A 13,179-nucleotide genomic window follows, 5' to 3' on the forward strand; every position below is an offset into this window, starting at 1 on the left:
AAAATTAAAAAAACGTCGAAGTGTCTTTTTACATACGTAAACAAAGGTAAACAAAGTGGGGGTGTGTCATTTGAAATTGAACATGCCAGTCAAATACAACTTCGCGGCGCAAGTCGATGAGTGGGCGAAAAAGAACCCGGAAAGACGCGCTGTCTGGGAGTTGGACGAGCAAGGAAACGAACACATTTTGACCTATGAGGAGTTGCGCCGCTATTCCAATCGCATCGCCAATGCACTTGGCTCCATCGGGATTGGCGAAAAGGATCGGGTGCTGGTGCTCGTCTCTCGCGGCACACTTGCCTACGGACTGTACCTCGCCTTGCTGAAGCTGGGCGCCGTCATCATGCCCGGATCGGAAATGCTGCGCTACAAAGACATCGAATATCGGGTGAACCACGCCAGAGCGAAAGCAGTCATCAGCTTTGACGGGGTGATGGACGAGGTGGAGCCGACTCGCGGCAACTGCCCAAGCTTGACGCATTACATCACAACAGGAGCAGGCAAAGACGGCTGGGTATCGCTTGCCGGACTGATGGAAGGGCAGAGTGAAGAATGTACCGCAGCAGATACGGACGCTGACGAGCTTGCGTTTTTGTCCTACACGTCCGGGACGACAGGCGGGCCAAAAGGCGTCATGCACGTCCACGGCTGGCCGTTCGCCCATCTGGCGGTAGCAGCCAAGCAGTGGCTCGATGTGCGCGAAGGCGACCTGGTCTGGGCGACAGCAGGCCCTGGGTGGGCGAAATGGATCTGGAGTCCGTTCGTATCCACGTTGGGGATGGGAGCGACGGCGTTCGTCTACAAAGGACGGTTCGTTGCCGAAAACTATTTGACTATTTTGCAAAATTACCCCGTTTCCGTGCTGTGTGCCACGCCAACCGAATACAGGCTGATGGCAAAAGTATCCGATCTGTCGCAGTACAAGCTGCAAGCGCTGCGCTCGGCATGTTCGGCAGGCGAGCCGTTGAATCGGGAAGTGATTGACACGTTCCGTCGCGAATTTGCGTTGACGGTGCGCGACGGCTATGGACAGACGGAAAGCACGCTTTTGGTCGGCACCTTTGTCGGCATGGAGCCGAAGCCTGGCTCGATGGGCAAGCCTTCGCCAGTCGTGCGGATCGCGATTATTGACGAGGAAGGGCACGAGCTGCCCGTCGGCAAAGTCGGCGATATTGCCATTGACCGCAATCTGGTGGCGCTGTTCAAAGGGTACCTGGACGATCCCGAGCGCACGGCGAGAGCTTTCCGTGGCGACTGGTACGTTACGGGCGATCAGGGGCAGATGGATGAGGACGGCTACATCTGGTTCGAAGGCCGCTCGGATGACATCATCATCTCTGGCGGCTATACGATCGGGCCATTCGAAGTGGAAGATGCGCTGGTCAAGCATCCGGCAGTGGCCGAGTGCGCGGCGGTTGCCAGTCCCGATCCGGAGCGCGGACATGTGGTGAAGGCGTTTGTGATTTTGAAAAAAGGCCAGACGCCGTCTGACGGGCTGGTTGCCGAGCTTCAGGATCATGTCAAGACATTGACTGCGCCGTACAAATATCCGCGCAAGATCGAATTTGTCCAGGAACTGCCGAAAACGACATCGGGCAAGATCAGACGGATCGAGCTGCGCCAGCAGGAGGCCGGAACGCACCGCTATTGATCGGGGTAAGCCTTACGAAATTGTAAGCTTGCTGTAAGTGGATTCGATGGGAGAAAACATCCCCCTTCCTTACAATGAAGGTGTACTGCAAGGCAAGGGGGAATGTAGCATGAACCAGCTTTCCGTCCCGGTAGGGGGAAACGCGAATCCATATGCAGCAGCAACCGTAAACCAGCCAGTGCGAAAGCGGGCATGGTCGTGGAAAAAAAGAGCGGGCATTTTGCTCGTTTTCATGTTGATTGTCACGATTTTGACTCCGGTTGTCTTGACCTGGGCCGGCAACTGGTGGATCGATGACCAAAAGCTGGCGGCCGTGCAGCACCCGGCTCACGGTGCCTACGTCAAGCTCGACGAGATGCCTGATTATGTCTGGAAGTCGTTCGTGGCGATTGAAGATCATCGGTACATGCAGCATCCGGGAGTCGATCCGTACGGGCTTGCCCGGGCGATCTGGATCGATGTTCGCGAAGGCGCCTACGTGCAGGGGGGCAGCACGATCACGATGCAGCTCGCCCGCAATCTGTTTTTGACCCATGACAAAACGATGGGCAGAAAAGTCAAGGAAATGGCGATTGCCTTGCAACTGGAACAGCGCTACAGCAAAAAAGAGTTGCTGGAAATGTACCTGAACGTGATTTACTTCGGACACGGGCACTACGGCATCGGCGAAGCTGCCCAGTTTTACTTCAACAAATCTGCGGCAACAGCAGGGGGAAAAGTTCCGCTGACGATCGGGGAAACCGCGATCCTCGCGTCTTTGCCAAAGGCGCCGGAAGCGTATTCGCCTGTGAAGCATTGGGAAAAGGCCAAGTCCCGTCAGGCGGTTGTCCTGAACAGAATGGCGGAGTTGAACGTCATCGATCAAGAGACGCTCAAAGCGGCCAAGCTGGAAAACGTAGTGGTTACGGGAGCGAAGAACAGCAAGGGCAAGTCTTCGCTGTAACTCCATCCTTACACGATTAATGAAGCGAGGCTCGGTCTTCTGTCTGAAAGGCAGGGGGCCGGGCTTTTTTTTGCGGGGGGCACTCGTCAGTTACAGAGGAGGCGGCAGGGTTGCTGTTCACTCATCTGTCGAAGGGCAGGCAGTAGGGTTGTAGCTGTTTGCTCATCAGTCACAGGGCAGGCAGTAGGGGTTGTAGCTGTTCACTCATCTGTCGCAGAGCGTGCGGCATGGATGAGCTGTGCTCTCACCCATATCCCGAACGCTGCATAAAGTAAGGGGAGGAACTACAGGAAGGAGCCACGAGTGTCATGAATGCGTATCCATATCAGCCCCAGTCCCAGCCGGGATCAAACACCCCGTCGATGACGTCGTTGATTGACCCGTTCGTGTATCAAACGTTGCTAGGCGTTGTGCAGCGTGATGTTACCATCCAAACGACGCAAGGAAACCTCCGAGGAAACGTAGTCAACGTCCTGCCCGACCACGTCGTTTTGCGAGTCGGCGGCTCTACGTTTTTCGTGCGCATACAGCAAATCGTCTGGGTCATGCCGAGTTAGTGACATGATACAACCTTTCCCCCTCATAAAACAGTAAAGACAGGAGGATGACGGGGGAGGGAATCGCGTTGTTTACACGGATTAACCGATTGGCTATCGAGCTTCCGGAGCCGGAATACGGAGACGCCAACGCCGCTGCGGCCGTCCAGGAGCTATTGGGCGGCCGTTTTGGCGAGATGTCGACTTTGAACAACTATTTGTATCAATCGTTCAATTTTCGCGGGAAAAGGAAGCTGAAGCCGTTTTACGACCTCGTCGCGAGCATCACGGCAGAAGAGGTAGGACACGTCGAGCTGGTATCCAATGCGATCAACTTGTGCATGAAAGGCATTACGCGGCCTGGCGATCCCGACACTACACCGCTCGCAAACGGCTTGAACAAGCGCAACACATACCATTTCATTGCCTCGGCACAGACCGCGCTGCCCGGTGATTCGATGGGCAAATCGTGGACGGGCGACTACGTGTTCACCAGCGGCAATCTCGTGCTCGATCTGCTGCACAACTTTTTTCTCGAATGCGGGGCGCGCACCCACAAAATGCGCGTGTACCAGATGACCGATCACCCGACGGCACGAGCGATGATTGGCTATTTGCTCGTCAGAGGCGGCGTGCATGTGGTGGCCTACGCCAAGGCGCTGGAAATTGCTACGGGAGTCGATTTGACGAAAATGCTTCCTGTCCCGGATTTGGACAACGAGCAGTTTGACGCGACTCATCCGTATATTGCCATGGGGCTAAACCGCAAGCTGTTTACGTTCAGCTACCAGGACTATCAGGATATCGCGATGATCTGGCGCGGACCTTTGCCGGACGGATCAACCGCGGAGGTCATTCAAGGCGTCCCGGATGGCGGGCCTGTTCCCGATCTGGATGAATTGCCGGAGGAGTTTGCGCCAGGGGTGTCGCGGGAAGACTTTTTGGAAATTGCCAAACGGTTACAGCGATCAGCCGGGCTGTAGGGGAAAAAGAGGATGAACGCAAAGGCAAAACAAAGACCAATCAGCTTGAGTTCGCCAGGGCGAGGGCTGATTGGTCGATTGCTTTTTTAGGGGAGTCAGGTCAGGTTGTGCGATTGACCGCTTTCTCCAGCGCATCTTCGAGGACGTGGGCGTATTGCATCGTCGTCTCGATTTTCGAGTGTCCCAACTGCGCTTGCAGCTGGTGAGGGTCGGGATTCAGCCGCAAAAACTGGGTGGCAAAGCTGTGCCGCAGCTTGTGGACGGACAGATCAGGGATCCCGAATGCTTTCGCGTATTTTTTGACCAGCTTTTGTACCGAGCGCACTTCGATTCGGTGGCCGTGCGGCTTCGTTGGCGATACGGCGAGGAAAACAGCGTCCTCCTGGGAGCCTGGATGATACTTGTCGCGCAGAGCCAGGTAACGACCGAGATACTCCTTGCCCCAGTCGCTGAAAAAGGGAGCGTCTTCCTTCTTGCCTTTTCTGATCATTTTCAACTGATTTTTTTCCATGACGATGTCGGACAAGTCCAGGCTGACGATCTCCGAGACGCGAAACCCGCCAGAGAGAATCAGCGCGATCATCGCCGTATCCCGGTCGCGATTTTGCAGGTGGTACTGCCGTTTTTTTTCCGTGTCACAGTGGGCGAGGTAGCCGTTGTAAACAAAATCGACGAACTGATAAATTTCATCGTCGATCAAAATTTTTGCCCGGATGGCGTGGGCGCGGGCGAGCGGTGTCATCTCTGTTGCGTCCAGCTCGATTTTGGCCAGGACATTGCGCTTCAAATACGCCTCGCCATGCTCGTCTTCCGCCAGCGCAGCCAAATAATGAAACAACGACTTCAGGCTGGAAATTTTTCGGCTGATCGTCCGGTCGCTGTACTCTTTTTTCGCGCTGCGCGTCGGGTTGGTCAGCAGGGCGGCGCGTTCGTACAGATGCGATTCTTGCAAGTACAAGACGTAGCTTTCGATCGTCTCCTTTTTCAGCTCGTTCAGGTCAGAGAGGGGCATGTCCTTGAGCTCTGTCGCCTGCGTCAAACCTTCTGTCATCATCCAGCGAAAGAAAAAGGCGATGTCGCGCAAATACCCGAGCAAGGTGGAAGGGGAGCTTTTTTTCGTCTTTTTATGGTCGATAAATTTTTCTACATACCAGGGAAAAGACCCGATTGTCTGGAGCAGTTGCAAGGCATCTCGCTGCTTGGTTACGGACATGTGATCCACCGCCCTCCAAAGATTGGAATAGTTGTATACGAACATATATTCTAGCAAAAAGGAAACGTTCTGGGAATTGCAAATTGCGCTATTTACAGTCATGATGAGAAAAAGTAAAGTAGAAAAGTAAATAAAACGTAATCGTTACGATTATTTCGCGGGAGGAATGTTCATTGGCAACGTGGGATTTGTCTCAAACGCGTCACCATGTGTTGCTCTGCAATGGCGGGAGCTGTATGCGCAACGGGGGCGAGGAAGTGACGGTAGCGCTCCGGGAAGCGATCACCGAGGCTGGTCTGGACGACTATGTACATACGAGCCGCACGCGCTGCAACGGGCGCTGTGAGGATGCCTGTGTCGTAGTCGTCTATCCGGAAGGCATCTGGTATCAGAACGTGACCCCGGAAGACGCCAAGCAGATGGTCGATCAGCATTTTCGCCTGGGTCAACCGATCGAAGCTTTGATGACGCATCGCTTTGCAGGGGATGGATTTGCCCGCACATCCGATGCCAAACCGGGGATGTTGAAATCGGCCAAAGCGAAAAAGTAAGCAAGAGCCACGCTCCACTGGAAAAGAGGAGGGTGGTTTTTTGTTGCGCGGCTTTTGTCTAAGATTCCAACAAAAGGAGAACTTATGTAGGAATAGGTCTTTCTGCGATTTGCCTGAAAGCGTCATCAAATATGTCTTTGTGATATGGACATTTAAAGAAAATGGTGGTAACCTATTAGTAAATAAGGTTGATTTAAAGGGATTTTCATAAGAAAAATATGTCCGCGCAGGGTGCACATTTGTTTTCGTGGGAATTACTTCCACGATGGTCAGATGTAAGGCCCGATGGCTGGATGCTGGAGGGATTCTCGTTGGCGAGCAAAACATTGGAGCATTTTTTACACGAAAATCTGGCTGATTTGAAAAGCAAAGGTCTGTACAACGTCATCGATCCTTTGCAAAGCGCAAACGGCCCTGTCATCACCATTGCGGGAAAAGAACTGGTTAACCTGTCTTCCAACAACTATTTGGGACTGGCAACAGACCAGCGCCTGATCGAAGCGGCGACTGCTGCTGCGCAAAAATACGGAGTTGGAGCAGGGGCGGTTCGCACCATCAATGGTACGCTTGATCTGCATGTCAAACTCGAAGAAAAACTCGCTGCCTTCAAGCATACAGAAGCAGCCATCGCTTATCAGTCCGGCTTTAACTGCAACATGGCAGCTATTTCTGCCGTGATGGACAAGGACGATGCGATTTTGTCAGACGAGCTGAACCATGCGTCGATCATCGACGGCTGCCGTCTGTCGCGCGCGCAAATCATTCGCGTTAACCACTCCGACATCGACGACCTTCGCGCCAAGGCGAGAGAAGCGAAAGAGTCCGGTAAATATAAAAAACTGATGGTCATCACCGATGGCGTCTTCTCGATGGATGGCGATATTGCCAAGCTGCCGGAAATCGTCGAGGTGGCCGAAGAATTTGACCTCATTACGTATGTAGATGATGCTCACGGTTCCGGCGTGCTCGGAAAAGGCGCTGGAACAGTCAAGCATTTTGGCTTGTCCGATAAAATTGACTTCCAGATCGGTACGCTCTCGAAAGCGATCGGGGTAGTCGGCGGTTATGTCGCTGGACGCCAGGAGTTGATTGACTGGCTCAAAGTACGCAGCAGACCGTTCCTGTTCTCCACTGCATTGACGCCAGCCGACGTGGCTGCAAGCATCGCCGCTATTGAAATTTTGCAAAGCAGCACAGAGCTTCACGACAAGCTGTGGGATAACGGCCACTATTTGAAAAAAGGCTTGAAAGAGCTTGGCTTCAACATCGGAGCGAGCGAAACACCGATCACGCCTTGCATCATTGGCGACGAACAACAGACACAGGAGTTCAGCAAACGCCTGTACGAAGCGGGCGTGTACGCCAAGGCGATCGTGTTCCCGACCGTGCCAAAAGGAACAGGACGTGTACGCAACATGCCGACTGCCGCTCACACCAAGGAAATGCTGGATCGCGCCCTTGGCATCTATGAAAAAGTTGGGAAAGAAATGGGGATCCTGTCATGAAAAAGATATTAGTTACGGGAGCATTGGGGCAAATCGGTTCTGAGCTGATCATGAAGCTGCGCGAAGTTTACGGAGCCGATCAGGTTGTCGCGACAGATATCCGCAAAAAAGAAGCTGACCCTGTGGTGGATTCCGGGCCATTCGAGATTTTGGATGTAACGGACGGAAATCGCATGTTCGAGCTGGCGAAAACCCATCAGGTCGATACGATCATGCATTTGGCTGCACTGCTTTCGGCTACCGCTGAAGCGAAACCGCTGCTTGCCTGGAACCTGAACATGGGCGGACTGGTCAACGCACTGGAAGCAGCTCGCGAGCTGAACTGCCAGTTTTTCACCCCTAGTTCCATCGGCGCATTCGGGCCGTCCACGCCAAAAGACAACACGCCACAGGATACGATCCAACGCCCGACGACGATGTACGGGGTCAACAAAGTGTCCGGAGAGCTGCTGTGCGATTACTACTACCAAAAGTTCGGCGTCGATACGCGCGGCGTTCGTTTTCCGGGACTGATCTCCTACGTGGCGCCTCCAGGCGGGGGAACGACCGATTACGCGGTAGATATTTACTACAAAGCGATTCTCGACGGGGCTTACACTTCCTACATCGGCAAAGGCACGTACATGGACATGATGTACATGCCCGATGCTTTGAACGCGATCATCGCGTTGATGGAAGCAGACCCATCCAAGCTCATTCACCGCAACGCGTTCAACGTAACGGCGATGAGCATCGAGCCGGAAGATGTAGCGGCAGCGATCCGCAAGCACATCCCGACGTTTGCGCTCTCGTACGACGTAGACCCGGTGCGTCAGGCGATCGCCGACAGCTGGCCTAACTCGATTGACGCGACAGCAGCGATGAATGAGTGGGGCTTCAAAGCCGAATTTGATCTCGAAAAAATGACCGAAGACATGCTGACCAAACTGCGGGGAAAGCTGCTACAGCAGGTTGGCTAAACGAATAGCATCAAAGAGGAAACCGTCGCTTTGCGTAACAGGCAAAGCGGCGGTTTTTTTATGGCATTGGCCGGAGCAGCGCGAATCAGGTTGCTTCGTCAAACGGATTGAGTTATAGTAGTCATATCTATTACAACTAAAAAGGGTGTTGTTATGGAGCTGCTACTGGACAAGTTTGAGGAAATCGGTTTTTCCAAAAATGAAGCAAAAGTATACGTGACATTGCTGAAAGAACCGCTGCAAAACGGGTACGAAATCAGCAAAAAGAGCGGGGTTCCTAGGTCGATGGTGTACGCGGTTATTGCCAAGCTGGTGAGCAAGCAGGCTGTCATCGAACTGCGGACAGAGCCGCCAACGTATCGGCCTGTGCCGATCAAGGAACTGATGGCGAATCTGAAAAAGCAGCATGTCGAGACGATTGACTATTTGGAGCAAGAGCTGCAAGCGATGGAAAAGCCGGTGGAGGTTCACGTGATCAGGCATATGGAGGAGCGGGCGAAAATTTTGTCCGCTATGCAAAGCTTGCTCACACATGCAAAAGAGGAAGTGTGGCTGTCGGCGTGGGACGAGGAGCTGGATGAATTGAAGGGGGCGGCCGAAGCGGCACAAGCGCAAGGAATCAGGCTGTTCTCCCTGTTGTTTGCCGATCAAAAAACGGCTTCTTTCGGCAACGCCTTCTATCACGAAGAAACTTCCGCGATCGAAAAACGGCGCATGGGCCAGCGACTGACCATCGTGATCCAGGACGACCAGCAGGTGTTGATCGCCAGCTTCCTCGATGGCCGCGTGCCGCAAGCGATTCAGACGACAGACCCGATGCTGATTTTGCTTGCCAAGGAGTACATTCGCCACGATATGACGCTGAAAGCAGTGAGTGCGAAATGGGGCGTTGGCAACTTGGCAGACTTTTGCCAAAGCGATGAACGGTTGGCGTATATCGTTCACAGCGCAAGAAAATAAGCAGCGATTTTTCACATCGAGACAGACAAAACAGACAGGCAGGAGAGGAAAGAACAGATGATCGAATTTCGTTATGTGACAGAAGAACACGAGGCAGAGCTGGAGAGCGTGAAGCAGCTTTTCCGCGAATACACCGAGTCGCTCGGGCTTGACCTGGGCTTTCAGGACTTCGAAGCAGAATGCGAATCGTTACCTGGGAAGTATGCGGCTCCAGATGGGGTGCTGATCCTCGCGCTGGTAGACGGAGAAGCAGCGGGCTGCATCGCCCTGCGCAAAAGCGAGGAACGGATTTGCGAGATGAAAAGACTGTATGTGCGCGACCGATATCGCGGGTTGAAAATCGGCAGGGCGCTCGTGCAAAAAGTGATTGAGGCAGCGGAACAGCTTCCGTACGATTTCATGCGGCTCGATACGCTGGCGACGATGACGAGCGCGCAGGCGTTGTATCGGGCGTTCGGGTTTTCCGAGACGACGCCTTACATCTACAACCCGCTGGAAGGCGCCATGTTCATGGAGCGAAAATTGCGTTAGTGCGCTAGGCTAGAGGTTGCGTATGATCGTGGTCACCCCCGCTCTCACAAAATAAACCGCCTCCGCTGCACGTATCGTCAGCGGAGGCGGTTTTGCTGTTGTCCGTCAGGAAAGTTTGGCTCGCACCTGTTTCAGCTTGATCGCATTGGCGATGGCCGGCCACACATCGGTAGACTCGGAGCCTACATACCAGTAAGCCAGACCGCCGATTTGCCATTGCAGGCTTGCTTGAACCTTGAGGCCCAGCGAACGGCTTTCTTCCAGCCAAATCGAATGGGTCACCCCTTGTTTGCTGTACGCAGAGCGGTACTGTCCGAGGCTCGCATCCCATTTGGTGCTCGCTCTGTATTGCGAGAGCAGCTGATATGACTCGGGGATGCTGATATCGGTCGATTGCACGCCGCCTTTTGCCTGATACCAGTCTCTGGTGTAAAGCGGCAAACCGACGATCAATTTTTGCACCGGAATATCATCCAACAAATCTTCCGTCACTTTTTTCAACCACGGAAGCGAAGCGACGGAGCCGGCTTTCGGGCCACCCACCCAATGCTCCTCGTAAGCCATGACGATCAAATAGTCTGCGGCTTTTGCCAGTTTGGCAAAGTCGTAAGGTTCACTCCAATCGGTTTTGGTATCAGGTGGAATATCGACGGAGACGACAGCTCCTTTGGTTTGCAGCGCAGTTGACAGCTCCTGGATGAACAGCGTGAAGTTGTTGCGGTCAGCAGGTGAAAAGCCTTCAAAATCAACGTTGATGCCATCCAGCTCGTACTTGTCCACAAAGGCAGCGAGCTTTTGCACGATTGCCTTGCGCTTGTCCGCACTGGACAGCGCTGCATGTGTGGCGGCGGAATCAAAGCGATTTCCGAACAAAGGCCAGATCTGTTTGCCGTTTGCGTGTGCCCAGTGAACGAGGGCAGCGTCGGAAAAGTCGCTGACCGTACCGTCTTTTTGCAGGAAGTACCAGCGTGGCGACAGCGTGTTGACACCGCTTTTCTTGACTTGGGCAATAAACTCGTCCGTAGTGGACTGGTATTGCCAGCCAAGCGAAACCAGCGGCGCTGACGTACCAGGTTTTTTGTTCAGCTCGGTCAAAATACGCTGCAAAATGACGGCTGTCTCTTCACGCGACAAGGCATCGTTCGGACGGAAGTTGCCTTCGTAGCCGACGAGCCACTTGTTCTGGAGCGCCTTGGCGACCGCAGCTTTTGCCCAGCTGGAGATGGAAGCGGCGTCGCTGACGGCTGGATTGGCTTGTGCCGGAACATTTTGCACGAGAGCCCGCACGAGAAAAGTCGCTGCTTCTTCGCGCGAGATCGTGCGTTTCGGCCCGAAGGCAGTAGCGCTGATCCCGCTTGAGATGCCTGCCGCAGCCGCTGCCTGCACCGAGCCGTACGCCCAGGAATTTTTCGCGACATCGGTGTAAGCGGGGATGTTGCTCGCAACAGGCTGGATGCCCAGCGTGCGTGTCAGCATCGCGACGAACTCGGCACGAGTGACCGAACGAGTCGGATGGAAATAGCCTTTTTCATCTCCTGCGATTACACCTGCCTCGTGCAAGGAGCGGATTTGCTCTTTGGCGTAGCTGTTGGCAATGTCCTTCAACGCTTTTGTGGAAGCGGTGGAGGCAGGGACGCCGACAGCCAGAGTCAGGCAGTATGTCAGAAATGCCAGAGAAACCAACCAAATATGTATGTTTTGTTTTTTCATCATACATCCAGTATAAGGAGACATAACCAATCTTTCATTGGTCATTTATTGGTAAGAGAACAGCCGGGAACTCTTTTGCGGAAATTCCGATATGGTATGATAAGGATTGGAAAGAGAAGAGAGAGAAATGAAGAAGTGAGGCGGAAGAGAAATGGAAGACGTACTGATTATTGGCGGCGGGCCTTGCGGTCTGGCAGCAGCCATCGCTTGCAAAAAAGCCGGACTTGATCCGCTCATTATTGAAAAAGGGTCGCTTGTGCATTCCATTTATCGCTATCCGACGTACATGGTTTTTCACAGCACGCCGGACTTGCTGGAGATTGGCGGCATTCCTTTTGCCACAGCCAACGATAAACCGACCAGGCAAGAAGCGCTCAATTACTATCGGCTGGTAGCCTCCCGCGAGGACTTGCGCGTGCACGTATACGAAACCGTGACAGAAGCGAAGCGCGTGGGAGAAGGTTTTCACGTTACGACGACGGACCGTTTTTCCAAGACACATCACTACGAAGCGAAAAAGCTGGTCATCGCTACTGGCTACTTCGACAATCCGAATCGGTTGAACGTGCCGGGGGAAGACTTGCCGAAAGTTTCTTCTTTTTACAAGGAAGCGCACCCGTACGCCGGCTTGCAAGTGGCGATTGTGGGCGGCAACAACTCCGCTGTAGACGCCGCGATGGAACTGGAACGGGCAGGGGCGCATGTCACCGTCATCTGCCGCAGAACCGAGCTGTCAGACAAAGTCAAGGCGTGGACTCGTCCGGTGTTTGAAAGTCTCATAAAAAAAGGCCGCATCCAAATGTTTTTCGGAGCGACGGTTTCTGCTATTGAGGAACGGGCGATTCACGTCAATACGGCTGACGGTGAGATTACGCTTGCCAACGATCACGTTTTCGCGCTGATCGGCTATCGTCCCGACCGGACGTTCCTGCGGTCGCTCGGCGTGCAGACGGATGAGGAGACAGGCGTGCCAGCCCATGATCCCGAAACGATGGAAACGAACGTTCCGGGTCTGTACATAGCGGGCGTGATTGCGGCGGGCCACCACGCCAATGCCATTTTCATCGAAAACGGCAGATTTCACGGCGAAGGGATCGCCCGCCACATCGTCTCGCAAAACAACGCCTGACGAAAAATGTATTCGTGCTAGAACTGCCACTCCAGCTGTCTGCCGCCAATGAGGTGGTAGTGCAGGTGGAACACCGTTTGCTGTCCGTGTTTTCCGATGTTCGTCACGACGCGGAAGCCGGACTCGGTTACCTCCATGGTCTCGGCTACCTTTTGCAAGGAGAGGTGCAGGTGGCCGATCAGCTCTTTGTCCTCCGGTTCAATCGCCATTACGGACTGGATATGTTTTTTCGGGATGACCAGCACGTGGACTGGCGCGACAGGATTGATGTCATGAAAAGCGAGAACATGCTCGTCCTCGTACACTTTCTTGGAGGGAATGTCACCGTTGACGATTTTGCAAAAAAGGCAATCCATTTGTTTTTTCATCCTCTCTGAAATTTGAATAGTCACATGTCTAAAGCCTACTTCGTCACGGGAGTAGGCTTTACCTGTTGGAGAGGCGGAAGTTTTTGGGAGGGAAGCTTCCGACGCTGATGCTGCGATCTTGCTTGCGAAAAAACAAAACC

Annotated in this window: 13 protein-coding genes; 10 read left to right on the plus strand and 3 right to left on the minus strand. The window is 53.6% G+C overall.

The genetic code is table 11. The annotated features are described in order from the left end of the window. Positions 1-70 precede the first annotated feature (70 nt). The 4 genes from HP435_RS13530 to HP435_RS13545 all read left to right on the plus strand — a co-directional run bounded on the left by HP435_RS13530 (position 71) and on the right by HP435_RS13545 (position 4,113). Positions 71-1,651, plus strand: a complete 1,581-nt coding sequence (locus tag HP435_RS13530) for an acetate--CoA ligase (protein WP_122963435.1) — start codon at positions 71-73, stop codon at positions 1,649-1,651. 109 nt (positions 1,652-1,760) lie between these two features. After that, positions 1,761-2,594 (plus strand): transglycosylase domain-containing protein, encoded by an 834-nt coding sequence (locus tag HP435_RS13535; RefSeq protein WP_173598836.1) that lies wholly within the window; start codon positions 1,761-1,763, stop codon positions 2,592-2,594. Between the two features lie 308 nt (positions 2,595-2,902). Continuing rightward, positions 2,903-3,151: a YuzF family protein gene (locus HP435_RS13540; protein WP_173598837.1), complete on the plus strand. Its 249-nt coding sequence runs from the start codon at positions 2,903-2,905 to the stop codon at positions 3,149-3,151. Between the two features lie 68 nt (positions 3,152-3,219). After that, on the plus strand, positions 3,220-4,113 hold the full coding sequence (locus HP435_RS13545) for a manganese catalase family protein (RefSeq protein ID WP_063227078.1): 894 nt from the start codon (positions 3,220-3,222) through the stop codon (positions 4,111-4,113). Positions 4,114-4,213: 100 nt separating this feature from the next. On the opposite strand, the gene xerS is transcribed toward HP435_RS13545, so the two are convergent. After that, positions 4,214-5,326 carry a tyrosine recombinase XerS gene (gene xerS, locus HP435_RS13550; RefSeq protein WP_122963432.1) on the minus strand — a complete coding sequence of 371 codons (1,113 nt, stop codon included), beginning with the start codon at positions 5,324-5,326 and terminating at the stop codon, positions 4,214-4,216. A gap of 173 nt (positions 5,327-5,499) precedes the next feature. Here xerS and HP435_RS13555 point away from each other — a divergent pair, with 173 nt between their 5' ends. The 5 genes from HP435_RS13555 to HP435_RS13575 all read left to right on the plus strand — a co-directional run bounded on the left by HP435_RS13555 (position 5,500) and on the right by HP435_RS13575 (position 9,832). Then, on the plus strand, positions 5,500-5,877 hold the full coding sequence (locus HP435_RS13555; protein WP_122963431.1) for a (2Fe-2S) ferredoxin domain-containing protein: 378 nt from the start codon (positions 5,500-5,502) through the stop codon (positions 5,875-5,877). 311 nt (positions 5,878-6,188) lie between these two features. Continuing rightward, complete coding sequence (locus HP435_RS13560; protein WP_173595882.1) at positions 6,189-7,382, plus strand: glycine C-acetyltransferase; 1,194 nt, start codon at positions 6,189-6,191, stop codon at positions 7,380-7,382. After that, positions 7,379-8,341 (plus strand): L-threonine 3-dehydrogenase, encoded by a 963-nt coding sequence (locus HP435_RS13565; protein WP_122963430.1) that lies wholly within the window; start codon positions 7,379-7,381, stop codon positions 8,339-8,341. Before HP435_RS13560 ends, HP435_RS13565 begins: the two co-directional genes overlap by 4 nt. A 153-nt stretch (positions 8,342-8,494) precedes the next feature. After that, positions 8,495-9,301, plus strand: coding sequence for a TrmB family transcriptional regulator (locus HP435_RS13570; protein WP_173598838.1), 807 nt, complete (start codon positions 8,495-8,497; stop codon positions 9,299-9,301). A gap of 57 nt (positions 9,302-9,358) precedes the next feature. Then, the gene (locus HP435_RS13575) at positions 9,359-9,832 is read left to right on the plus strand and encodes a GNAT family N-acetyltransferase (protein ID WP_122963428.1); all 474 of its coding nucleotides are present in this window, start codon (positions 9,359-9,361) and stop codon (positions 9,830-9,832) included. Positions 9,833-9,937: 105 nt separating this feature from the next. Here HP435_RS13575 and HP435_RS13580 read toward each other — a convergent pair whose 3' ends face one another. Then, positions 9,938-11,542: an S-layer homology domain-containing protein gene (locus HP435_RS13580; protein ID WP_229049905.1), complete on the minus strand. Its 1,605-nt coding sequence runs from the start codon at positions 11,540-11,542 to the stop codon at positions 9,938-9,940. A gap of 151 nt (positions 11,543-11,693) precedes the next feature. Between HP435_RS13580 and HP435_RS13585 the strand changes: the two genes are divergently transcribed. After that, the gene (locus HP435_RS13585; protein ID WP_122963427.1) at positions 11,694-12,671 is read left to right on the plus strand and encodes a YpdA family putative bacillithiol disulfide reductase; all 978 of its coding nucleotides are present in this window, start codon (positions 11,694-11,696) and stop codon (positions 12,669-12,671) included. 17 nt (positions 12,672-12,688) lie between these two features. Here HP435_RS13585 and HP435_RS13590 read toward each other — a convergent pair whose 3' ends face one another. Further along, positions 12,689-13,027, minus strand: a complete 339-nt coding sequence (locus HP435_RS13590) for a histidine triad nucleotide-binding protein (RefSeq protein ID WP_122963426.1) — start codon at positions 13,025-13,027, stop codon at positions 12,689-12,691. Positions 13,028-13,179: the final 152 nt, after the last annotated feature.

Source organism: Brevibacillus sp. HD3.3A (assembly GCF_013284375.2).
GTDB lineage: Bacteria > Bacillota > Bacilli > Brevibacillales > Brevibacillaceae > Brevibacillus > Brevibacillus parabrevis.